The following is a 24,231-nucleotide window of genomic DNA, read 5'->3' as shown; positions in this document are numbered from 1 at the left end:
GCGAAGCAGGATGGAGCGGGCGAAGGGAATCGAACCCTCGTATGCAGCTTGGGAAGCTGCCGTTCTACCATTGAACTACGCCCGCAATCTCTTGAGATTGCTTGTCTTTTCGGACCCGATCAAATCGGCGTGGCACGATTTTGGCACGGCGGCGAGGGATCACAGACAAGACAGTTAGAGCAAACAAGGTCGGTTTTTGCAATCTCGGCTTAGGCGCTGCGAGCGTTTTTCGGGAGGGGAAGATCCTGATTTCGCTTGTGGGATAGTGGGATAACTCGATTCGGACTCGCGAATCCGAGACCACCGCATCTACAATCCCGTCCGGCACGCGGAGATTCGCGCGCTCATGAAAAACCGGGCTCACCTACCAAAGCTCACCCGGTTCCTCATGTATCCCAACCCCTGCGGGCTAGGCTCACGATTTCAGTGACGCTGAAGGTCATCACGTGGTGCCTTCGAAGTCAATCGAAGCCCGGCCCCGACGTAAGGAAAATTGCAATGTCGAGGCTCACCTTCGAGGACGCTGTGGATATTTGGCTTCGCCGTTGGCGCGGTCAGTTCCAGCACGCGATAGCGGCTATCTACCGTGTTAACCAAGGCCGCATCAACGAGATCCTCAAGGGCAAGCTCCATCCTGGGAGTGAGCAGGTCGCTGCAAAGAAGCGATCCGAGTGAACTTCAGGGCGGCCTCCGGGCCGCCCTTCGTTTTTCTTGGAGTCGGTTTTCGCCCGTTCGGCCGCCCACTATATTCGTTTGCCGCAATGGCGTTCTTACAGCGCTTTGGCGCAGATCTGAGCGAGAGCATGGCGCACACAAGACCGACATCTTACATAATCGACCGCATCATCGACGATGAACTCGTATATGTGCATTGGCTTATAACTCAACTTGGGAGCAACAATTACAATTTCCGGGTCCCACCCTTGTTGGTCGATCGCGTTAATGGAGGAGAGCGATTTTTTGCCGACGAAGAATTGCGAGAGGCGATCGTACACGACCTCGAGCCGAGCAGTTCGATGGACGAACTACGCGACACATGGGGCTCGCAATCGCAAGAACTGTTTAAGGCCTTCTTCGCGAGGATGAAACGTCATCCGCCTTACTTGCTCAAGGTTCACGTCACAAATTATGGAGCGGGCGGTTCATATCATCCCACCGGTCTGCCCGGACACCCAGGACCGTTCATAGCAAGCAGAAACCCGAAGATCGCTACGTCGCGTTGGACCTTCAATCAGGTGATTGTGCACGAGACGATTGAGTTCCTTATTCACAATGACGTCCGCAGAAGGAAGACGTCCCGTGAGGCAAAAGAGGCGATCGTTGATAAGTTCTGCAGCTGCAACGAACTACAGGCTGTTTATGGAAAATACCCAAAGCAAATTAGCTTTGCCGAAGCGCTGCCTGATGATTGGCGATCGTACATTGAGTGGCAGCCGGGAGAGTCTCCGAATTGGGACTAGGCTTGAGATTGGCGCGTCTCTGATCGCTTACTCGAAGTGACTTAAGCTGCTGACGTTGCTTTGCTTTCCTGGCTTAGATCAAGTGCCACCCAGGTTCCTACCCAGCCAAGCGCGGGTTGCCGTGCTGCGCTATGATGCACCATTTCGGTGAGGTACTGCGTGGGGCTTTTCCTTTCAATTTTTGGTGCGTTCGGCGTTGGCGGCGTAATTGGCGTGTTCGTGACGCAGATTATGACGAACCGGCGGGAAGCCGCGAATCGGCGCGTCGCGTTCAAGAAGCAGCAGCTCGAACAGTTCTACGGGCCGCTCCTTGCTGCGCATAAGGAGCTACGTGCCAGGAGCGAGCTTCGGGTGAAATTGCAAACGGCGCTGGACGACGCACACACCGAGGACATGCTCCGCACAGGTCGGGAACGACTTGAAGCCGCGTCCGACCCTCACATATCGGCTATCACGACGAACGTGCAGGACGAAAACCAGACTTTCCGCGAAGTGTTAATGCCGCGCTACCGGCAGATGATCGACACTTTCCGCGACAAGATGTGGCTCGCAGAACGGGAGACGCGACCATTTTTCCAACAGCTCATCGAGTTTGTCGACGTGTGGGACAAAATCCTCGCTGACAAATTACCGCGTTCAGCCGCGGTGACAATCAATCACACGGAGAAAAATCTAACGCCCTTTTATGAGCATCTCGAGAAGATCCACGACCGGCTTCAGTCGGAAGTCAGTTAAGCAACATTCAGCTTAGTGATTCTCGAAGGTCATAGTCCGACATGGTGTCCCTATTTCCTGTGCGGACGGATTGACTCTATGTTCTCTATTTGTTCTTATCGCAATACGCCACCTATTTGAGCCAAGAATGCCGACCCTCGAATTCATCCGCTCGGAGATCGAGCACATGCGCGTGCAGATAGGCCGCCAGCGCAAAGAAATTCTCCAGCTCCAGCGAGCGGGTATAGCAACCGCCTCGGCCGAGATCCTGCTGCAGCGCATGATGGAGAAGGTGGAGCGACTTTGCCTCCAGCGCGATGAGTTGAAAAAGGCGGAGCCCGGCCCGGTGAAGGGTAAGGTGTTGGGAGGCCGGAAATGGTGAATGAGCGGCCGTTATACTTTTCAGACAGCGAAGATCATTCCGAGTTTGTGAAGGCGTTAGCTCACGTCCGCCGCCTCGCTCCGTTTGAGGGTTGGTGCGCGATGCACGTTCAGGCCATCATGGTTGCAATCGACCAATATGCAGAAGCCGCTCAAGGCAATCGGGAGTTCTTCTGGAACAAGCCGCACAGTATCGGCTAGGGCGTCGCTAATCGCGCATGGCCCTCAGTGCTCCGTCATCGTTATTTCCCCGAGCGCTTCCTGGGCAAGGAGTTGCCAATTTTTCCCGCATCCATACCTAAGCTTGTTAAGTAGAGGTGACTTAGTTGAGTTCGTAGGTGACAAAGCGTACCAAAGCACATTCGGCGATGCCGGGGTTCGTCAAACCTCAGCTTGCCACCCTCAAGAGTAAGGCGCCTTCGGGGGACCGCTGGCTCCATGAAATCAAGTATGACGGCTATCGTATCCAGCTTCACGTCGATCACGGCGAGGCCAAGGCGTTCACCCGTACTGGTCTAAACTGGATCAAGCGCTTCTGCGTCATCGCCGGTGCCTTCGACATCCCAGGTCAGGCGATCATCGACGGGGAAGTTGTGGTCGTCCATGAAGGACGCACCAATTTCTCCGAGCTGCAAGCAGACCTCGCCAGGGGCGACCAGGACCGTTTGTTGTATTATGCGTTCGACCTCCTCTGGCTCGACGGCACAGACCTTCGCAAAATGCCGCAGGTTGAGCGCAAACGAATCTTGAAGGAGCTGTTCGACACCCACGGGCTCGAAGCGCCTGTACTTTATAGTGAGCACCTAGTCGGCGAAGGGCAGCAGTTTTTCGAACATGCTGCCAAACTGAAATACGAAGGGATTATCTCGAAGCGAGCCGATGCGCCGTACCGTTCCGAGCGGACTGAAGCGTGGCTTAAGGTCAAAAGTGTACACAAGGGCAAATTCCCGGTGGTCGGCTTCATCAAGGACCCGACTGGTGTTGCCGCGCTCTACCTCGGCAAACAGGAAGGAAAAGAGCTCGTTTACATGGGAAAAGTCGGCACCGGCTGGTCCCGCACGGTCTCGAGCCAGATCCGCAAGCAACTCGACACGGTCATCACGCCGAAGTCCACACTTACCCAACCGATCAAGAAGCCTAAGGCGACGTGGGTTGAGCCGAAGTTCTTCGCTGATGTTGAATACCGCGACATAACGTCCGAAGGCTTGCTGAGGGCCAGCTCCTTCAAAGGTCTTAGCAGCAAATAAGGAACGGCGTCGCCGGCGCTACGTTTGCAGCTCTCGTCCTGTGTTGTTGAAGACTCCTTCTTCATTGCGTGGAGTTTCCTGGAGCGATCAGGGGAGCTCGGGGACCGAGATGCGTCTGCAAACGTCCTTCTCGATGCGATACAGCAGCAGCTTCGCACGGGTGAACGCAGGAAGTTGATGCTCGCCAACCGAGCGATTGCCGCCTACCAGGAACAGGTCAGACAACGGTGCGTGTGTTTCGTACGGGAGGAGAAACCTCATGGATAACCTGACGAAGAAGGACCAGCCCGACCGCAGCAAGATCAACATGCATGAGGAATACGAGGTCAAGTACTGGACCAAGGAGTTGGGAGTATCGAAGACGAGCTGCAAAGGGCTGTCGACAAGGTTGGCAATTCGGCCGCTGCCGTCCGCAAGGAATTGGCAGTGTAACGGAGGGTCGCGCGGCATGCTCGCGAACGCGGAAACACCGATCAAGCGTCACAGCTATCCACAGTAGCCCGCTTCCAAGCAGCAGCGCCGACCGCGCACATGCTATTGTGCAGGTGTCAGCAATCTTCTTTGTGAACAATTTCCGTTGGAAACTAGGGTCAGTCCAATCGAAAGTAATTTCGATCCTGACGCTTGCAACGATCGTTCTCACTCCGGCGCGTGCTGCGTATGCTACGTTTGGCGACGGATCGCCAACGATACCGAATGCCTCCGTTTTGGGCGAGACAATCCAGCAATCTCGAATAGACGGAGCGAGCGGCGCGTTCACACAAAAACTTCCACTAGACATACCGCCGGGTCGCAACGGCCTACAGCCGGACGTCTCACTTCAGTACAACAGTCAAAATGCTTCTGATGGGATCGTCGGCTACGGCTGGTCGCTTTCCATCCCGTACATTCAACGTCTCAACAAAACCGGTTCGCAAGAACTATACGGCAGCAATGCAGTATATGCGTCATCGATCGATGGAGAATTGGTAGCGAGCACAACGCCAATTACCACAAACGCGAGTACCACTAATCCATCAATTGAAACGGGGACTAACGGCACGACGGGTTATGCGCAATGTACAAGCGCGAGCTCCGTCACTTTCTCAAAGACCGTTAGCTCGACCTCAACTCTCCTCCTGGTCCACGTAGTTGCCTCGTATGATGTTTCGAGTGTGACGTACGCAGGCGTTACGATGGCCCTTGCGACTTCGTCTCCTGGGAATGGGAATGCCACTTGGTATCTCATCAATCCGACGTCCGGAACGAACAATGTCGTAATTAACTTTGCCTCGGCGCACGGAAGCCTTGGGTCGGCCGTATCATACACCGGGACCGATATCTCCAGTCCTTTCGGTACCATTGCCTTTGCGAGTGGTCCGAACGGCAATCCGTCACTATCGATCACGACGATCTACAATAACTCCATCATTGACGACAATCTTTACTACGACTTCGGTCAATCCCTCTCGCCGAATTCTCCCGAAGCGTCACAAATAACGGAGCAGTGCGGCTCCGGTCCCAACGAATCGCACGGGTTCGGTACCGTCACAACGACGACCGGCGGATCAAATACTCTCGGCTGGACCCATGGTGGCACCAGCAGCGATTGGCAAGAGCTAGCGATGGAAATCAAAGGTTCTTCCGGTACTCAGTCGTCGAACATGCCGAACAATTCGTATGCGGCAAGAATTGATGACGGCGGCCAGTTCAATTCGTACTCGTTCACGAACAACTCGTGGGTTATGTACGACAAGAAAGGGAATAAATACACGTTCGGCGCCGATGACTCGGGTCGGATGTATGACACAGGTGCTGGCGCATCCACCAACACTTTCAAGTGGATGTTGCAGGAAATCCGCGACACCAACGGCAACTACATAAAATACACATACAACAGAGACAACAATCAGCTTTATCCTTATCAAATCATCTATACGGGCAACGGATCGACAGACGGCATATTTGCCATCAGCTTTACGACCACCGCCCGTCCCGATACGCGCGCGAGTTATATATCAGGATTCTTATCGACGCTGACAAAACGCATCTCTGAAATCGATGCCTTCGTGAACGGTTCAGTCGTTCGCAAGTATCTGCTTGGATATGGTGCGGGCAGTAACGGCTTTCGATCGCTGCTCACGAGCGTTCAGCAACAAGGCTATGACGAAAGCGGCGTACCGACATCACTCCCGGTGACGACCTTTACATACGCGACTTCATCGGCCAGCTTCATAAGTCAAGGCTCGCTAGTCAATCAAGCGTACATTCCAGCCGATCCCATGGGTCAGGGCCGGAATGAAGCGATAGATATGTACCAGAACGGCTTTGACAATTCGGTTCATGCACAGAGCTCATCATGTGGCATCGTTGCGGCACCGGAATACTGGGCCGCGTATCCACCTAGTACCGTTTCTCCGGTCGAACGCGGAACCCGCTTCGTTGATATCAATGGTGATGGAAAGCCAGACGTTGTGCGTGGGTGGCAGGATGTTCGTACCGGATTTGAACAGACCGTACAGAGTGTAAGTATAAATAGTTCCTCCGTGATGGCTGGCTGCACATGGGGCGGCACGTGGGCTGGCACGACCACGAATTCGACCATTCCGATTTTCGCTACTCAGAATAGCAGCTTCATCCTCTCAGGCGGTCTCTTTGGTGATGTAAACGGCGATGGCCTGCCGGACTACGAGACCAATCTTCCGGCGTGGCAAAGCGCAACCTCCTATTTAGGTGACGGTTCGGCCTGGGTATCTACGACGACGGTTTTTGCTCCTGCACAGTCGTTTCCCACGACGGCGCCCACACCGACAGCATCTCAACTAATTGACATTAACGGTGATGGACTGGACGACTGGCTCTCATCCGATACAAGCAACACATATGTTCAATTGAACACTGGCAATGGATGGGCTGCTGCTGATCCAAATTGGACGATTGCGACGAGTACACTCTTCCAGGCCAGCGGTACCGGGTATTCACCTAGTTATACTCGTTACTATGACCGGGGTATCCGCTTTGTCGACATCAACGGCGATGGTCTTCCGGACATGGTCCGCGGATACAATGGTTATGTTACCGGGACGCCGTCGTTCATGTTTGCTCCGTTTCCTGAGCTGGCGAATGTTCACGTTGTCTATCTCAATACCGGCAACGGATGGGCGACAAGTACCAACTACACTCCGGGAAACATTGCTACCGCAAATGTTGTCACCGGATGGCACGGCGAGCAAGATTTCACCTACAACGAATATGCCAATTGGACCGGCAACGGCCAAATGGCTCAAGACGTTCTCAGTACCGTTACGAATACGAAAGGTGGCTCAACGAACGTCACATACACACCGTCAGGGCAGCTCGGCACGAATCAAAACTTACCCGTTTCGCTTCTGGTCGTTACGCAAAGCGTTACGAACGATGGTCGTGGCAACACTGCCACAACAACATACTCTTATGCGGGCGGGAAGATGTATCTTCCAGCCAATGTTCGAGATCGCAAATTTGCAGGTTTTGCCGTCGCGACCACAACTGCTCCGGATTCGATCACGACGATCTATTACAACCAGGGCGATGGTGTTGCGACGACAACCGGCGAACAGAACGACGGCTATGGCCAGATCAATCACATGTACCGCAGAGATGTTTTCAATCTCTCAAATATTCTTCAACAGCGCTCATACTATCGCTGGAATACGACGAGCCATGCAAGTAGTACATTTGTTGGTCTAGCTTCGCAGCTAACCCAGGATTTTTCGTCAGACGGTTCTCACCGCGATAAGGCATCGACATTCATATATTCGTCCACGACTGATGATCTTTTGTTGCAGTATGACTACGGCGAAGTAATAGGTAACGCTGACGGGACTTTTACAGACATCGGTGCAGATCAGCGCTTCACAAGCTACTCTTACGCATACGCAACCTCGACCAACCTGAGCGCCGTTGTAGAAAGAACGCGCGGATGGGTTAACTCTTTCGCTTCAAACAGCACTCCTCTCTCATCGACAACAGTCAATGTCTTGGTTGTAGCTGGAGGCGGCGGCGGTGGTGGTATCGGAAACGGCGGGTCTTCCGGCGGTGGTGGTGCTGGTGGCGTCATTACAGACTCATCCCATGTCGTAACGGCACAGGCATACACTGTGACGGTAGGTGCAGGCGGATCTGGCGGGGCCTCGGGTGCAAACAATCCGGGATCAGCAGGCGGCAGTTCAGTTTTTGACAACTTAACCGCCATTGGCGGCGGTGGTGGTGGAGGTAATCAACAGGCTGGAGCATCCGGGGGTTCTGGTGGAGGGACGGGTAATCAAAGTGGCGCCTCCGGCGGCTCCGGAACATCAGGCCAGGGGCATAATGGTGGCGCGAGCGTCGCATCCGGTGGTGCAGGTGGCGGCGGGGGCGGCGGAGCAAGTACATCAGGCGCAAATGGAACATCAGGAAGTAACGGCGGCAATGGTGGTGACGGGATCACATCATCCATCTCCGGTGCCTCCACCGGATACGGAGGCGGTGGAGGCGGCGGAGGCACCGCTACATCTGGCACCGGTGGATTGGGCGGCGGGGGCGCCGGTCAGTACGCTGTAAGTGGATCAAATGGCACTGATGGCACCGGAGGAGGTGGCGGAGGAACTGCCACCACAGCTGCCGGGCATGCTGGAGGCAGCGGCGGATCAGGAGTTGTAATCATATCTGCTCCGATTGGAGCTCTATCTGCAAGTGGCGGGACATATTCGACGTCTGGTGGAGCCGATATTTGGACTTTCACATCAGGTGGCACGTGGACAATCAATAGCATTGCTCCACTAGTAGCCACATCTACGGTCTCTGCAACATCGAGCGACACTAAGTATTACTACGACTCTCTTCCGTTCGGGCAAGTCAGTCTCGGCAATAATACAAAGCAAGACGATTGGATTAGCGGTACCACGTACGCGAGTTCGACAAAAACATACAATTCGTATGGTCTTGTCGCTACATCGACCGACCGCAACGGCAACGCGACGTCGTACGTCTATGACAGCTACAATCTTTTCCCTGCAACGACGACCAATGCTCTCATCCAAAAAACAAATGCCTACTACAACTACTCCAACGGCAAGGTGAAACAATCGAGCGATCCCAATAGCTCGCTGACGAGAAATATATTCGACGGCCTCGGTAGATTGACGGCAGTCGCCGTATCGTCGACCAGCACCCCGACCGCCTATGCGACCACAACTGAGCTCACATATGTCGACAGCACGTCAACCCTCTCGTACGTCAAACGCCTCGATTACGTGCAAGTCGCAAGCTCGACCGATTCGTATCAATACTTCGACGGCCTCAATCGGCTGGTCCATGAACGAAAAGCATCACAAACAGCCGGGACATACATCGCATCCGATCGCACGTACAATCCCGCTGGATTGCTCGCATCGGTGAGCCTCCCGTACTTCTCGTCAGGCGCCTCGTCCACGTCAGCCACAACGACATCTGTGCTCTTCACCACCTACACCTATGACGCTCTCCAGCGCATACTGAACGCCGCTAATGCGGTCGGCACGACGACAAATGCATACAGCAAATGGACCACGACGACGACCGATCCCAATGGCAATGTGAAGGATTACTGGTCCGATGCGTTCAGCAACCTCGCAAATGTTGTAGAGCATGGATCGGCTATTGCGACCACGACGTACGAATACGATACGCTCAACAATCTCGCCACGACGACCGACGCCTCCGGCAACGTGCGTCACTTCACTTACGATGGCCTCAGTCGCCGCATCAGCGCGCAAGATCTTCACGCGCCTGCTGATGCAACCTTCGGCACGTGGACGTACACATACGACGACGCGGGGAATAATACTTCACAGACCGATCCGAAGAGCCAGGTCATCAATAGGACTTACGATGCGCTGAGCCGCATGCTCACTGAGGACTACACCGGCCAAGCCGGAACTGAGGTCACGCTTACATACGACAACTGTACTAACGGCATCGGGTATCTCTGCTCCGCTTCCTCGACCTCGGCCACGACGACGAACGCCTACGATATCCTCGGCCGCGTGACTTCCGCCACGACGACTATCCTCGGCGGCAAATACAACATGCAGTACGCGTACGACCGGCAGGGGAATGTGACGGGCCTTACATATCCCAACAGTACGCAAGTCAACGTGACGTACGGTCGCCCCGGCTATCCGACGCGCGTACAGCGCAAGGCTTCCGGCGGGTCATTCAGCGATATCGTGAGCAGTATCGACTATTCGCCAGCCGACCAGATTAAGACCATGATATTTGGAAGCGGAGCTTCGACGACCCGATCGTATGACACCAATGCTGTGTATCGACTGAGCCAGATGAAGACATATGGCAAGGGCGGCTCGAAGATCCAGAATTTCGCATACACGTACGACCCGGTCGGCAACATCACTCAGCTGACCAATTACGCTAATGCAAGCACAAGCGCCGTGCTCTCATATTCATATGACGCACTCAATCGATTGCTCTCCGCTTCTACGACGGCCGCGACTTCGACCCCATATCGTCAGCAGTTCGGGTACGACGCACTCGGCGATATCCTGAGCCTCTTTAGCGGTGGTGCCAGCTCAACATACGCCTATGCAGGCACCGCTGGTTACTCAAATCCGCATGCCGCGACGCAGATAGGGAACACGGCCTACGCATACGACAACAATGGAAATCTCACGTCCTCAGGCAACGGCACTGCTACGACCACTTACACATACGATTACGCCAACCGCCTCATCTCGCTGTTCGCGGGTGGCGCTACTACCACCTACGGCTACGATGCGTTCGGGTCTCGCGTTCTACAAACCGGAACTTCGACCACGACTTTGTATCCTTTCAAGTGGTACAGCGTCGCGTCGTCGACCGTGAGCGGCGCGAAATATGCGACCACTACCGAGTACCTCTTCAACAGTGACACGCTGCTCGCCACCGTAGATCGCCAGCTTGCCAGCGGTACCGCAACGGGTACTGCTCAGACGCGCTATGTGCATCCAGATCACCTAGGCAGCACGAACGTGGTGACGAATGAAAGCGGCACGCTAGTTCAGACCCTGGATTACTACCCCTACGGGGCTACGCGCGTCTCAGTCGCTACCTCGACCAACGAGAAACGAAAGTTCATTGGCCAGTTCACAGATGACAGCGGATTAGATTACTTGCAGGCCCGATACTATTCTCCCGCTCAGGGGCAGTTCATCTCACAAGATCCTGTTTTTTGGGAGATTGGTCTGACCAAAGATGGGAAAAATGCACTTTCAAATCCGCAAGCGTTGAATAGCTATGGATACGCGAATGACAACCCTATTACAGGGAAAGACCCAAATGGTCGGCAATGTGTTAGCTGCGCAGCTGACGAAGTTACTTACACCTTGGCAGCACAGCGAGCATATGACTATGCCTCGGGTCGGAACAGTAGCATGGAAGTGTATGCTGGTGATATTTCAGCTGCAATTGTGTACGGCTTTTTTGCCCCAGCAACATTAGTCGCGCCGGTGCCGATGGCTGCCATTGCTGGTACGTGGGGAAATGTTTCTCAGCAGATGGGAGAGATCGCGAACGGTAAGCGAAGTTCATTTGACTTCAAGGAGGCCAACAGCGCTGGAGCTATCGCGGCAGGCGCTCAACTCACGGTCGGCAACCTTCCCATTCCTTTTGTATCAAACTCGCTCGCTAAACAGATGGCGACCAAATTGCAGCGAGGCAGCATATCGAATGTAACTGAACGAACTCTGTCTAAGATTTCGAGGAATGGCGCTCCAGGCTCCGTAATTACCAACTTTGCGAGCAACTACGCGCAATCGTATGGCGGAAAGCTGTTTCAGTCTTCGGCTACATCGCTCACTTCGCCATCCCAGTCGGGAATTATTCAGCTGGCACAGGCCACCATCCAACTCGCGCGATCAGTTATTGCTAGCTATAAGGCGCGGTAGTTGATTACGTTTATTCGTATAATTTAACGTTATGAAGACGAAAAATACATGGTGGGAGGAAATTACTTCTTTTGTGCATCGCCAACCAAATTGGCTCATTAGAACAATCGCTGTTTGTGCGCTGGTCCTAACCTTTCTAACGAAAGGGTATGTCGAACTCCTTTTTATCGTGATTGCCTTGGTTTCGAGCTTTATCGCAATAACGAGGTCGATGGGGGCGGCAAGAAAGGAGCTCGACTAATTTTATGTTGTCGCGACTAACACTGATGTATGAATTCGATTGATTACTTAATAGCGGCGGTATGGGTATCGGCCCTGTACTTGATGCGGCGTGGGTAGCTCAATTATCAGCTATAACAATGTTGTATGCACACTAGCAAAACATCTCTCTCTATCCTAAGCATTCTCGCTGTCGCGGCGCTCTTGGTTGTTAGCATTCTGAAAATTCAGCAGGTGCACGCGCAAAGTGACGGAACTTCTACCGACCCGGTCGCATCTTCCTCTGACACGGCACTCTCCGGGAATGAGGCGACGACGACTGACACACCCGCTGACACCGAACCAGCAGTTCCTGCAACAGACAGTGAATCAAACAACGCAGAGACCACTGCGCCAACAGATAATCCGTCTCCTGCAAACGCAAGTGTAGCGACTCCCCCTTCGGGACTCGTTGAGGTGCACCTGCATTGCGATCAATCTTACGTCGGTCCGATGTACGACACTGCATCAGCTCATATCGAAGACACGAGCTCTTCGAGCACAGTGGCGAATATCGTAGGGGAGCAAGCATGGACGGTTTGCCACGATGCTCGGGGAAATGTCCACGAATTCAAGATCACTTCCGACGAATACGAAGCGCTTCGCGTGCGCGGCACGCCGAAAGAGTCAGTTATGGAGCCGCAGGAACAGGCAACGCTGGATATGTTTGCAACGACCACCGTTGCGGAAAGTACAGTTAGTACCGCTACGACTACAGCAGACGCATCAACGGATTCAGTCTTCACATCGACATCAACAGGGTCAACGGAAGACACTGCTTCGTCACCCGTGTCATCAGACCTTGCGGCTACTTCGTCCAACCAATAGCTAGAGCCACTAGGCACATCCCTCGATACATCCCCTCATGCCGTCTCAGTACCTCTGTTCGTGGGGATGAAGCTCGGAATTTCAAGCAAGGCCAATGACTTCGTCACTTCGCCGTCGGCACCATTCCCGGCCTGACTTTCTGGGTTCTAACGAACCCAAGAAATCCTTTCGTCCGGCGAGCCGTCCGACGATCAGGCGTAGCGCGGCCCGAACGCATCTTATTTCCCGCTTCATAGGACTTCTGCAATGGGGGGCGACCTCGTAGCGGCGGTTTGCCCTCAGCAGACCGAACGCGTTGAAACTAGGGCAACTCAGCTGCTGGCTAAGCAGTTCACGAAACCTCGAAGCGCTGCAACAGATGCTGCTTTGCAATAAGACACCCACTGGTTGTCGCAGTGTCGCGGTTATGAGATGCTCGCGGTTTATTGGCCGTGGATTTCCTCTGGTTCAAGTTGTTGCCTGCCGATCCCAATTACTGAGAAGGATTAGAAGAATGTTTCGAGGGCATGTGGTCGTTAAGCCGTTCGCCATAGCAATATTATCGTTGCTAGTAACACTTGGCTGCTGGTCGGCTCTCGCCAAGAAACCTCAACGGCTGATTGACACACGCAAGTTGGTCGAACAGCAGCACAACTTTTTCGGGATCACGCTTTTGAGACACGAACCTAAAAATGTGTCCGTGGAGCAGCTGAGTCACGAGGGGACCCCGATTCCCTGGGCGGGCACCGCAAAGACCAATCGAGTTGTTTTACGAGTAGGCGGGGACCCAGACCCTTCACCCAATATTTGCCCGCCAAGGGGAATCGTCGAATTCGAGATCAGGGAAGCCCATGAACAGTTTACGTATCAACCCAATCTACCGTCGCCCGTAGCAGCATGCCTCCCAAACGATTGCACGCGGCTGGTAGGGGCGACGGCCGTGACACTAAATCCAAAAACGGCATACAAATGGCAAGCTCGGCTCGTCGCAATCTATGACTGGATGGAGTGCACAAACTCCGGCTGCCGTTGCACCGGTGAGGCGAATAGGTGGCCAGGATTTTGGGAACAGATTGGCCTCCCCGTGCCCGGCTATTTCTCGTTCTTCACGCCGTAGCCTACGCGTTCCATCGCTCTATATGTCTCCGCCCTTCGTCATCCCGTGTCGATTGACGTATCGCACCTGAAATCAGCTTCCGGTGCGACCGTGGTCGCGCTGAATGGCCTCGACGGCACTCCGTCGATCATCAGCTTCAGATAGATGCGATAGTTCGGCAGCTGCAACAGATCGACTTCGTCAAATCGATCCTGAAATTCCCGTACCAAGTACGTCGCGTCCTCCGAACCAACTCTGAAAGAGATAATCGTCCCAGCATTTCCGAGCACCGCATGGCGGACTTCCGGTTCAAGCTGGTGAAGATATTGATGGGCGACCGTGAAGCCGACCCGATACTTGCGGAGCTCTGCGAACATGTTCGCCACAGCGAGCGTCGTAAAGTTCTGAAACTCATCAACGTAGACGAAAAAGTCCCGCCGATCGCGCGCCAGCAACTCCGCTCGGCTGAAGGAGGCGAGTCCGAGCGTGGTGACCAGCAACCCACCCAACAACGAGGAGCTGTCCTCGCCAATCCGTCCCTTGGCCAGGTTGACCAGCAGCACCCTGCCCTCATCCATGATCCGCCGGACATGCAGATCGCGCTCCGGAGCGGTTAGGAGCCGATTGAGCACCGGATCTGAAAGAAAGGCGCCGACTTTGTTCTGGATCGGCGCCGTGCCGTCGGCGCGATAGCCGAAAGAAAAGCGCTCGAATTCGTTCAGGAAAAAGTTGCGAACGGTCTCATTCTTTACCTGTCGCGCAATCCCCGCACGGAACTTTCGATCCGACAAGATGCGCAGCACATCGTGCATCGTCGCATGCGGCTGCTCCAAAAGCGCCATGAGGACATTGCGCAAGATGTGCTCCATGCGCACGCCCCATGCTTCCGGCCACATCTTCTTAAAGACCTCGATGAAGCCGGAAGCGGCAAGAGCAATCCGATCCTCTCGAACGCGACGTAACGGATTGTATCCATAGGGCTGCGAAGGATCACCGGCGTTCAGATAAATCACCTCCGACGCGCGTCTCGCCGGCACTTGAGCCGCGACACGCTCCACTAAATCGCCGTGAGGATCGATGAGGGCAAGTCCGTGTCCACGCGCTATATCCTGGAGCACCATCGTTTCGAGCAACGTCGACTTGCCGGTCCCCGTCTTGCCGATGATGTAGACATGTGAAAAGCGGTCCTCGTCCTTGACCCCAAAGGTCCGGTCGCCGTTGCGATGGTCCGTGCGAGCAAAGCGCGTAATTCCTGAAGGCATGAGGCACATCTTCACGCCCGGTCATACATTTCCCGAGACGGTGTCCCGTATTTCGATGTCACGTTCGCCCCGTGACCCGGGGTCACGACCTCCCGTCTCCGCTCAATTCGGGCTAGCCGCGACAATGGCCGCAGAACTCGCCGCTGCGGGTGCAGTCGATTCAGTCGTTACGAACTTGATGCGAGACCACCTCCAGTCAGGATGGTAGCGCGCACTTCCCAGGCAGAAACACGGCGATCATTGATGGAAACGGTGCTGATTGGCGGCCATCACCAAATTTCAAACGACCACGCACAAAACGTATTTCATGCGCTTTGTCGTAGACCCATTCATGAAACCATCTCGTGTCCGTACGCGCATGCGCAAGCAGGACAACGAGCGCTCCCTCCCGCGACGCCTGATAGCACTTCCTGGCCCACTCGCGCATTGTCTTGCCGTACGGCGGATTGCAAAAGACGCGATGATTTTTCCAATCCTGCATGAGGCCATTTTCTTCCTTGGTGAAGAAGATGGGACAGGTCGTATTAGCTTCGGACGCGCACGGATCAAGCGTGAACCTGAACTCCGCGTTCAGTTCGTTAAAGAAGGATCGTGGCGTGGGCCACTCGTCTGTCCGGCTGCTGTAGAGTGTTGAGCTGATCGTCATTTGTGTCCTCGTTGAAGAGGACACCCACTTATACGCAAACCGAATTTCAGAACACGACTGCTATGTGCTGCTACGTGCACGGGTGATGCGTGATGTTGCGCCGGGCGCAGGCTTCACATTGTTGTTAGGTCGACCTAATATTATTCGCAATCAAGATGCCGCGCCGCGTCTTCAATGACGAGCTACGCACGGTCCAACCAAAGTCAAAAAAACTGAGTAGAGGGATTCGGATAACAGAGCCTCGGCTGGCACCGAGGCTCTCGCGCTTCCAGCTTCTCGTGCCGATCTGACACGAGTTCGCCTCTCCACCGATCCGGCTTTACCGGCCAGTATGACCTCAGAGTTTGATCTTTCGACGTTCCGCCCCGCGATCCGGGACCTGCATGCATGTCCGGGTCTCGGTGGCGAGGCGGAGGCATCGCGACGAGCGTCCATACGGTCGATTGGGCATGTACTCTAAATCCCGCCCGGTGATGGACGCTCGGCGTCCGCCTCGCGATCGAGCACCCGAATGGTTCGGGTGCCCGTAGCGAGGAGGACACGATGTCCAACATTGCTCTTTCCCAGAAAGCTCAGAAGCTGATGACCCTCTGCGACCAGAGAGGCTTCCAAAACCTCGACGATCTTCTGCTGGCGGCTCTCCTCAACAGCGGGTGTCCCGCCATCTGCATGACGGAAGGGTGCGACCACACCGCCGATATGGAACCCGATCAAGACCAGGGCTTCTGCGAGGCGTGTGGCGGTCAGACGCTCGTTTCCGCGCTTGTGCTCGCCGACTTGATCTAGGAGGTCGGCGCATGCAAGTCCGCAACTATTACCACTGCGCAGAATGCGACCGCGAGTGGACCGATGTGTGGTCCGCACAATGTGACGACGATTGTCCGCACTGTGGCGCTCGTCACATGGCACCCTACAGAAGCGAGGACGCGGAGGAGCGCGATGATGAATAGTATCGCCCTTCTCAACGACACCTTTCGACGCACCTTCTGCGGCGGCAAGGTGATGATGACAATCGGGATCGCAGAGCTACCCGAGTGCGTCAAGGCCGAGGCGCTTCGCCAGGTGGCGGATTTCTCCGGATTTACCCAGGAGAACGACCCGCACGGCGAGCACGACTTCGGAAGCTTCGACCTGGTAGGTCGGAAGTTCTTTTGGAAGATCGACTACTACGACGTGGATATGCAGCACGGTTCAGAAGATCCGAGCGACCCAAAGCGAACCACGCGTGTGCTGACTCTGATGCTTTCCAGCGAGTACTGAATAAAGCAAGAAGTGACCGCCTCCCATCTAGACGCAGCGGGTTGATGCTCCAGCAGGAGGGGTGCCGTTGCGGGGACCATCGGAAGGCCTGCTGGACCGCTCACGCGGTTGGGCACCCGATCAGTGCGGGTTTTTCTCGGACATCTTTGTCCATCACCCTCGCCTCAAGGCGAGGGTTTTTCTTGCTCTCTTCTCGGGTTAGAACATACGATGGATCGTTGCGTAAGATCATGAATCAATTTAGGAACTCAGAAATGGTGGCCACCGTGTGATAGGATGATCAAGCACGGGGAACGGCAACGACAATCAATACTCCCGCAAATCCGACCTAGCGTCCGTTAAAGCATGGCACTCAAAAAATCCGAACTCTACTCTTCGCTCTGGGCTTCCTGCGACGAGCTGCGCGGCGGCATGGATGCTAGCCAGTACAAAGATTACGTGCTCGTCTTATTATTCGTGAAATACATCAGTGACCGCTACGCTGGCCAGCCTTACGCACCCATTACAATTCCCAAGGGGGCAAGCTTTGCCGATATGGTGGCGCTCAAGGGCAAAAGCGACATCGGCGACCAGATCAACAAGAAGATCCTCGGTCCGCTTGCCCAGGCGAACAAGCTGTCCGACATGCCGGACTTCGCTGATCCCAACAAGCTCGGCAGCGGCAAGGAGATGGTCGAGCGCCTCACCAATCTCATCGCCATCTTTGAGAACCCCGCTCTCGACTTTTCCAAAAATCGCGCCGACGGCGACGACCTCCTCGGCGATGCATACGAATACCTAATGCGCCACTTCGCCACCGAGAGTGGCAAGAGTAAGGGGCAGTTCTATACCCCCGCCGAAGTGAGCCGGACCATCGCGCAAATTCTCGGTATCCGTCACGCCAAGACTACCAACGACACCACCGTCTACGACCCCACCTGCGGTTCGGGCTCGCTGCTTTTGAAGATCGGCGACGAAGCCCGTCACGGCGGCAAAGACGTGAAGGTCACTCTGTATGGCCAGGAGAAGGACAACGCTACCGCTGGCCTTGCGCGCATGAACATGATCCTGCACGATTACGCCACGGCGGACATCAAGCAAGGGAACACCATAGCCAGTCCGCTCTTTCTCGATGGCGACGCGCTCAAGACCTTCGACTACGTCGTCGCCAATCCGCCCTTTAGCGACAAGCGCTGGAGCACGGGCCTCGATGCCGAGCACGACCCTTGGCAGCGCTTTCAGCATTACGGCGTCCCGCCGGGCAAACAGGGTGATTACGCCTACCTTCTACACATCGTGCGGTCGCTCAAAAGCACCGGCAAAGGCGCGTGCATCCTTCCGCACGGTGTTCTCTTCCGAGGCAATGCCGAGGCCGACATTCGCCGCAATCTTATCCAGCGCGGCGTTATCAGGGGCATCATTGGCCTACCAGCGAACCTATTCTATGGCACTGGCATTCCCGCATGTATCGTCGTGCTCGACAAGGAAGGCGCGAGCGCTCGCAAAAGCATCTTTATGATCGACGCATCCAAGGGTTTCATTAAAGATGGCAACAAGAACCGCCTCCGCGAGCAGGACATCCACAAGATCGTCGACATTTTTACCAGACAAGTCGAGCTGCCGCGCTACTCTCGTCTCGTGCCCGTTGCTGAAATTAGCGATCCAAAGAACGGCTACAATCTCAACCTGCCGCGCTACATCGACAGCACCGAGCCGGAGGACCTGCAGGACATCGACGGCCATCTGCGCGGCGGCATTCCGAACCGCGACATTGATGGACTGGAGAAATATTGGAAAGTCTTTCCTGCCGTTCGTGCCACGTTGTTCAAAAAAGCCAATCGGTCAGGCTACACCCAACTCAAGGTTCCCATTGCCGAAGTCAAAGCCGCCATTTTCGACCATGCCGAGTTCACCGCATTCAACGACTCGGTGACGAAGTTCTTCGCCAAGTGGAAGAAGAACAATGTCCCGTTACTCAGAGGGTTTAACCAGGGAGGGCACCCGAAGGCGCTCATCGAAACCGTCGCCGAAGACTTGCTCGCCACGTTCCGAGCTGCGCCGTTGCTCGATGCCTACGATGTTTATCAGCACATGATGAACTACTGGGCCGAGACCATGCAGGACGATTGCTACCTCATTGCCGACGATGGCTGGAAGGCAGGCGCTCAACCTCGTGAAATTCTTAAGGTCAAAAATAAGGACGGCAAACTAGTCTGGCCTGAGACGCATGACTACAACAAGGGCAAACGTCGGTTCAAATCCGACCTCGTTCCAGCGGCGGTTCTCATCGCTCGTTATTTTGCAGCCGAGCAGAAAGCTATCGAGGCGACCGATACTGAACTCGCTGCGCTTGAGCAGCAGTTAGATGAGCAGAAAGAGGAGCAAGGCGGCGAGGATGGGCTGCTGGCGGAAGTCATCGAAGGCGAGGGCGACAAGCAGAAGATCACTGCCAAGGCGCTTAAAGCGCGGCTAAAAGAGATCGGCAAAGACCTAGAGTTCGCCGATGAATGCAAGGCCCTCGAAAACTACGCAGCGCTGATCGACAAACAAGCCGATGCAAAAGGTCGATTGAAAGCCGCACGGGAGGCCCTCGATGCCAAGCTGGACGCTAAATACCCGAAGCTGACCGAGGACGAAATTAAAGCGCTCGTGGTCGACGACAAGTGGCTAAGCAGACTGGCCGCCGCGGTGCAAGGGGAGCTGGATCGCGTCTCCCAAGCACTCACCGGTCGCATCCGGGAGCTCGCTGAACGCTATGCCACACCGCTTCCGCAACTTACCGACGAAGTGGCTGCCCTCGCCGCCCGCGTGGACGGGCACCTTAAGAAGATGGGTGCGGTATGGAAGTGAAGCTCAGCTACAAGCAGACAGACGTGGGAGCGATTCCGAACGATTGGGACGTTAAGCGGCTCGGCGATTTGGGCACGGTAGTCCGGGGGGGTTCACCAAGACCGGCGGGCGACCCACGATACTTTAACGGAGGTTTCATTCCGTGGCTAACCGTTGGATCGCTCACAAATATCCCGACCAGCCAGGTATTCATCACTGATACGGCCACGAAGCTCACGGAGGAAGGAGCAAAGCACAGCCGAACGCTGCAACAGGGAACACTCGTGATAGTGAACAGCGGCGCAAAAACGCTCGGTGTTTCGAAAGTGCTCTCCATTACATGCTGCGCGAACGATGGAATCGCGGCCTTGGTAAATCAGAGCGGTGGAGAAAAGACGTTTCTTTGCTATTTTCTCAATTCTCAGATCAAGCGCCTTCGTGAAGTTATTGCCGCCGGGAATGACCAGTTAAACCTTAACACTGGTCGAATCGCTCTAATCGCCGTTCCGTTCCCCGAAGAAAACGAACAACGCGCAATTGCGGAGGCATTGACGGATGTGGACGCGCTGTTGGGCGGGCTGGACCAGCTCATCATCAAGAAGCGCCACGTCAAACAAGCCGCCATGCAGCAACTCCTCACGGGCCAAACCCGCCTCCCCGGCTTCCACGGCGAGTGGGAGGTGACGACGCTTGGCGATGTTGGTGAGTTTCTTAAAGGCAGTGGCATTAAGAAGGATGAGGTCACCGCTGACGGACTGCCCTGCGTTCGTTACGGTGAAATCTACACGTATCACGACGACCATATCAAAACCTTTGCCTCCTTCATCACTCCGGAGACGGCCAAAAAAAGCCAACGCCTTGAGAAAGGCGATCTGCTGTTTGCCGGCTCAGGCGAGACAGCGGAGGAAATCGGCAAATGCGTCGCATTTCTCTGGGACGAGGAAGCGTACGCCGGGGGCGACATAGTCATTTTTAGGCCAAGCGATCAAAGTTCCGAATATCTCGGCTATCTGATGAACCATTCAACCATTGCGACTCAGAAAGCGCGGCTGGGTCAGGGGGATGCGATCGTGCACATTAGCGCGCGCAATTTGGCGCGACTTGAAGTGCACCTTCCGACCCTTACCGAACAGACCGCGATCGCCGAGGTGCTGATGGAGATGGACAACGAACTAGCGGCGTTGGAGCAGCGCCGGGAGAAGACGATTGCGCTCAAGCAGGCTATGACGCGGGAATTATTAACCGGAAGAACCAGACTCGTATGAGCGTCATCGGAAAATCAGAGCGAACGACGCAGAATCGGGTCATAGCCCTGTTCCGCAACGAACTTGATTATCGCTACGAGGGTGATTGGTCCGACCGCCCGGGCAACAGCAACATCGAGGAAGGAGCGCTCAAGGATTACCTCGCGAAGTGTGATTATTCGCCAGAGCAAATCACTCGAGCGATTTACCTACTCAAGACCGAAGCCGAGAACCCGAACCGGAGCCTCTACGAAAACAACAAAGCTGTTTACAGCCTCCTGCGCTACGGGGTGGACGTCCAAACGCAGGCGGGCCAGCCTTATGCGAAGGTCAAACTCATCAATTGGGCAGAACCGGGAAAGAACGATTTTGCCATTGCCGAGGAAGTGACCTTGGGCGGCAACTACGAGCGGCGACCCGATCTCGTGCTCTATATCAACGGCATCGCGGTGGCCGTCATTGAGCTCAAGAACAGCTACGTTTCCGTTGGCGACGGCATTCGACAACTGCTCTCAAATCAGCAGCCGGAGTTCCACGAGTGGTTCTTTAGCACGGTGCAGATCGTCTTCGCGGGCAACGATTCCGAAGGTTTGCGCTACGGAACAATCGGTACAGAAGAAAAGTATTTCCTCAAATGGAAAGAGGATGAGGCGGACAACACCCGCTTCAAGCTAGATAAATACCTCCTCAAGATGTGTCGCAAGGAGCGGCTGATCGAGCTGTTGCACGACTTTGTGCTCTTCGATGGCGGCCAGAAGAAACTGCCGAGGGTACATCAATACATCGGCATTAAGGAGGCGCAGAAACGCCTCAACGCCTACGAGGGCGGCATCATCTGGCACACGCAAGGTAGCGGCAAAAGCATCGTCATGGTGCTCCTTGCCAAATGGATTTTGGAGAACAAACCAAACGCCCGTGTGCTCATCCTCACCGACCGGGACGAACTCGACAAACAGATCGAGCGCGTGTTTACCGCCACGGGAGAGGAAATTTACCGTACCAGCAGCGGACACGATTTGATGGTCCAGCTGGGGCAGGCAAAGCCGCGCTTGCTGTGCTCCTTGATCCACAAGTTCGGAAAGAAGGACGTGGGAGATTTTGATGCTTTCATTGAGGAACTAAAAAAGCAGGCAAGCCCTGCTGTCGGCGAGTTGTTTATCTTCGTCGACGAGTGCCATCGAACCCAGAGTGGGAAACTGCATAAGACGATGAAGGCACTCTTGCCTGGAGCCGTCTTCATCGGCTTCACCGGCACGCCTCTTCTCAAGCAGGACAAGCAGACCAGTCTCGAGGTCTTCGGGACGTACATTCACACCTATAAGTTTGGCGAGGCGGTCGAGGATGAGGTCGTTCTCGATCTCGTGTATGAAGCGCGCGACATTCCTCAGGAGCTTGGCTCCCAAAAGAAGGTAGACGCCTGGTTTGAGGCAAAAACAAAAGGCTTAAACGACTGGCAGAAAGCCGCATTGCGCGAACAGTGGGGCACGATGCAAAAAGTGCTGAGTTCGCGCTCACGCATGGAGCGTGTAGTCGAGGATGTCGTCTTCGATTTCGGCGTGAAGCCGCGACTCGCCAGCTCGCGCGGGAATGCGATCCTCGTAGCATCGAGCATTTATGAGGCAGCGAAATATTTCGAGCTGTTCCAAAAGACCGTCTTCAAAGGCCGGTGCGCGATTGTAACGTCGTATAATCCCCAGGCGGGGAATGTGACGCTGGAAGAGACCGGCGCGAATACGGAAACCGAGAAGCAGTTTCTTTTCAATACGTACACTGCGCTCCTCAAAGAGGTAGTCGCCAAGCCAGGAAAGACCAAGACCGAAACCTACGAAGACCAGGTCAAAAAGAAATTCATTGAGGAACCAGCGAACATGCGGTTGCTCATTGTCGTGGACAAGCTTCTCACCGGCTTCGATGCGCCGAGCTGCACTTATCTCTACATCGACAAATCGATGCAGGATCACGGGCTATTCCAGGCCATATGCCGTACGAACCGCCTCGACGGCGAGGACAAGACCTTCGGCTACATCGTGGACTACAAAGACTTGTTCAAGAAGGTCCAGGGCGCGATGGCGGTCTATACCTCTGAGCTCGACCACAGTGACGGCGGCACTAGCCCAGAGGTGCTATTGCAAGATCGCCTCAAGAAAGGGCGGGAGCGCCTCGATCAAGCCTTGGAAGCCCTTTCGCTCCTGTGCGAGCCGGTGCAACCGCCCAGGGGCGAGCTGGAGCACATCCACTATTTTTGCGGCAACACGGAAATCGTCGACGACCTAAAGGAGCACGAACCCCAACGCGTCGCTTTGTACAAATCGACCGCCGCTCTGGTGCGTGCCTTCGCAAATATTGCCGACGACTTACCGCACGCCGGATACAGCGACAGCCAGATCACGGGCATCAAGAAGGACGTCATTCGCTATCTAAAGCTGCGCGAAATAGTTCGTCAGGCGAGCGGAGAGACAATTGATCTTAAGGCGTACGAGGCGGATATGCGCCACCTCATCGATACCTATATTGAGGCCGATGAGGCGCGAACAATTTCTAACTTCGGCGAGATCGGACTTCTCGATTTGATCGTGAAAAGCGGCATTGCCGATGCCATCAACAATCTCCCCACCGGGATTAAAGGCAACAAAGACGCCGTGGCGGAGACCATCGCTAACAACGTGCGCAGCAAGATCATAAAGGAGCACCTCAACGACCCCGCGTTTTATGACAGGATGTCCGCTCTGCTGACGGAAATTCTCGCCGACCTGAAGTCATTGCGGATCGGCTACGAGGAGTTCTTGAAGCGGATCGCGGAGCTTGCCAAACAGGTACAGGCTGGAAAAGGAGATGATACGCCTGAGAAGCTGAATACGCCGGGTAAGCGCGCGTTGTACAATAATCTCAAAAAGGACGAGGCACTGGCGCTCAAGATCGACGAGACGGTTCGACGCGTGAGGCCAAACGCCTTTCGAGGCAATCAGGCCAAGGAGAACGTCATTAAGGCCGCGCTTTTTCCGCTGCTAGGCAACGACCACGCAGAAGTCGAGCGGATTTTTCTCATTATTAAAGTTCAACCAGAATACTGATGCGGTCACGAATTCAACTCGGTGACATTGGCGTGGACGTTGTCCGGAAGGACATCAG

At 54.9% G+C, this 24,231-nt stretch carries 15 protein-coding genes, 1 tRNA gene and 2 pseudogenes; 15 read left to right on the top strand and 3 right to left on the bottom strand.

Annotated elements, in window-relative coordinates; all coding sequences use genetic code 11:
* Positions 1–11 precede the first annotated feature (11 nt).
* Positions 12–85, bottom strand: a tRNA-Gly gene (locus EI171_RS08195).
* A gap of 413 nt (positions 86–498) precedes the next feature.
* Between EI171_RS08195 and EI171_RS44600 the strand changes: the two genes are divergently transcribed.
* The 10 genes and pseudogenes from EI171_RS44600 to EI171_RS46520 all read left to right on the top strand — a co-directional run bounded on the left by EI171_RS44600 (position 499) and on the right by EI171_RS46520 (position 11,721).
* Positions 499–675 (top strand): hypothetical protein, encoded by a 177-nt coding sequence (locus EI171_RS44600; protein WP_202633113.1) that lies wholly within the window; start codon positions 499–501, stop codon positions 673–675.
* Positions 672–1,460, top strand: a complete 789-nt coding sequence (locus EI171_RS08190) for a hypothetical protein (RefSeq protein WP_161533056.1) — start codon at positions 672–674, stop codon at positions 1,458–1,460. Before EI171_RS44600 ends, EI171_RS08190 begins: the two co-directional genes overlap by 4 nt.
* A 159-nt stretch (positions 1,461–1,619) precedes the next feature.
* Positions 1,620–2,195, top strand: coding sequence for a hypothetical protein (locus EI171_RS08185; protein ID WP_161533055.1), 576 nt, complete (start codon positions 1,620–1,622; stop codon positions 2,193–2,195).
* A gap of 127 nt (positions 2,196–2,322) precedes the next feature.
* A complete protein-coding gene (locus EI171_RS08180) occupies positions 2,323–2,556 on the top strand; it encodes a hypothetical protein (RefSeq protein WP_161533054.1) in 234 nt (77 codons plus the stop codon).
* Positions 2,550–2,756 (top strand): hypothetical protein, encoded by a 207-nt coding sequence (locus EI171_RS08175; RefSeq protein ID WP_161533053.1) that lies wholly within the window; start codon positions 2,550–2,552, stop codon positions 2,754–2,756. The genes EI171_RS08180 and EI171_RS08175 overlap by 7 nt, the downstream gene beginning before the upstream one ends.
* A 137-nt stretch (positions 2,757–2,893) precedes the next feature.
* Positions 2,894–3,802 carry a non-homologous end-joining DNA ligase gene (gene ligD, locus EI171_RS08170; protein ID WP_246740468.1) on the top strand — a complete coding sequence of 303 codons (909 nt, stop codon included), beginning with the start codon at positions 2,894–2,896 and terminating at the stop codon, positions 3,800–3,802.
* Positions 3,803–3,826: 24 nt separating this feature from the next.
* Complete coding sequence (locus EI171_RS45410) at positions 3,827–4,069, top strand: hypothetical protein (RefSeq protein ID WP_161533052.1); 243 nt, start codon at positions 3,827–3,829, stop codon at positions 4,067–4,069.
* Positions 4,062–4,234, top strand: a pseudogene (locus EI171_RS08160) (DUF3606 domain-containing protein). Before EI171_RS45410 ends, EI171_RS08160 begins: the two are co-directional and overlap by 8 nt.
* A gap of 107 nt (positions 4,235–4,341) precedes the next feature.
* Positions 4,342–4,776: pseudogene (locus EI171_RS46645) on the top strand (SpvB/TcaC N-terminal domain-containing protein); the annotation flags it as partial.
* A 201-nt stretch (positions 4,777–4,977) separates the two neighbouring features.
* Positions 4,978–11,721, top strand: a complete 6,744-nt coding sequence (locus tag EI171_RS46520) for a glycine-rich domain-containing protein (protein WP_305765015.1) — start codon at positions 4,978–4,980, stop codon at positions 11,719–11,721.
* A 2,220-nt stretch (positions 11,722–13,941) separates the two neighbouring features.
* Here the strand turns inward: EI171_RS46520 and EI171_RS08150 are convergent.
* Both EI171_RS08150 and EI171_RS08145 read right to left on the bottom strand, forming a co-directional pair.
* On the bottom strand, positions 13,942–15,144 hold the full coding sequence (locus EI171_RS08150) for a type IV secretory system conjugative DNA transfer family protein (RefSeq protein WP_246740467.1): 1,203 nt from the start codon (positions 15,142–15,144) through the stop codon (positions 13,942–13,944).
* Positions 15,145–15,340: 196 nt separating this feature from the next.
* Positions 15,341–15,790, bottom strand: coding sequence for a DNA N-6-adenine-methyltransferase (locus tag EI171_RS08145; protein WP_161533050.1), 450 nt, complete (start codon positions 15,788–15,790; stop codon positions 15,341–15,343).
* A gap of 543 nt (positions 15,791–16,333) precedes the next feature.
* Here EI171_RS08145 and EI171_RS08140 point away from each other — a divergent pair.
* The 5 genes from EI171_RS08140 to EI171_RS08120 all read left to right on the top strand — a co-directional run bounded on the left by EI171_RS08140 (position 16,334) and on the right by EI171_RS08120 (position 24,173).
* On the top strand, positions 16,334–16,576 hold the full coding sequence (locus EI171_RS08140; protein WP_161533049.1) for a hypothetical protein: 243 nt from the start codon (positions 16,334–16,336) through the stop codon (positions 16,574–16,576).
* Between the two features lie 156 nt (positions 16,577–16,732).
* The gene (locus EI171_RS08135) at positions 16,733–17,050 is read left to right on the top strand and encodes a DUF3768 domain-containing protein (protein ID WP_246740466.1); all 318 of its coding nucleotides are present in this window, start codon (positions 16,733–16,735) and stop codon (positions 17,048–17,050) included.
* Between the two features lie 345 nt (positions 17,051–17,395).
* Positions 17,396–19,879 carry a type I restriction-modification system subunit M gene (locus EI171_RS08130; RefSeq protein ID WP_161533047.1) on the top strand — a complete coding sequence of 828 codons (2,484 nt, stop codon included), beginning with the start codon at positions 17,396–17,398 and terminating at the stop codon, positions 19,877–19,879.
* Positions 19,870–21,123, top strand: a complete 1,254-nt coding sequence (locus EI171_RS08125; protein ID WP_161533046.1) for a restriction endonuclease subunit S — start codon at positions 19,870–19,872, stop codon at positions 21,121–21,123. The genes EI171_RS08130 and EI171_RS08125 overlap by 10 nt, the downstream gene beginning before the upstream one ends.
* Entirely contained in the window at positions 21,120–24,173 is a 3,054-nt protein-coding gene (locus EI171_RS08120; protein ID WP_161533045.1) for a type I restriction endonuclease subunit R, read from the top strand. The genes EI171_RS08125 and EI171_RS08120 overlap by 4 nt, the downstream gene beginning before the upstream one ends.
* Positions 24,174–24,231: the final 58 nt, after the last annotated feature.

This window comes from Bradyrhizobium sp. LCT2 (assembly GCF_009931255.1).
Classification (GTDB): Bacteria; Pseudomonadota; Alphaproteobacteria; order Rhizobiales; family Xanthobacteraceae; genus Bradyrhizobium; species Bradyrhizobium diazoefficiens.
The sequence above is the reverse complement of the archived record's forward strand: the minus strand, read 5'-3'. Positions and strand labels throughout refer to the sequence as shown.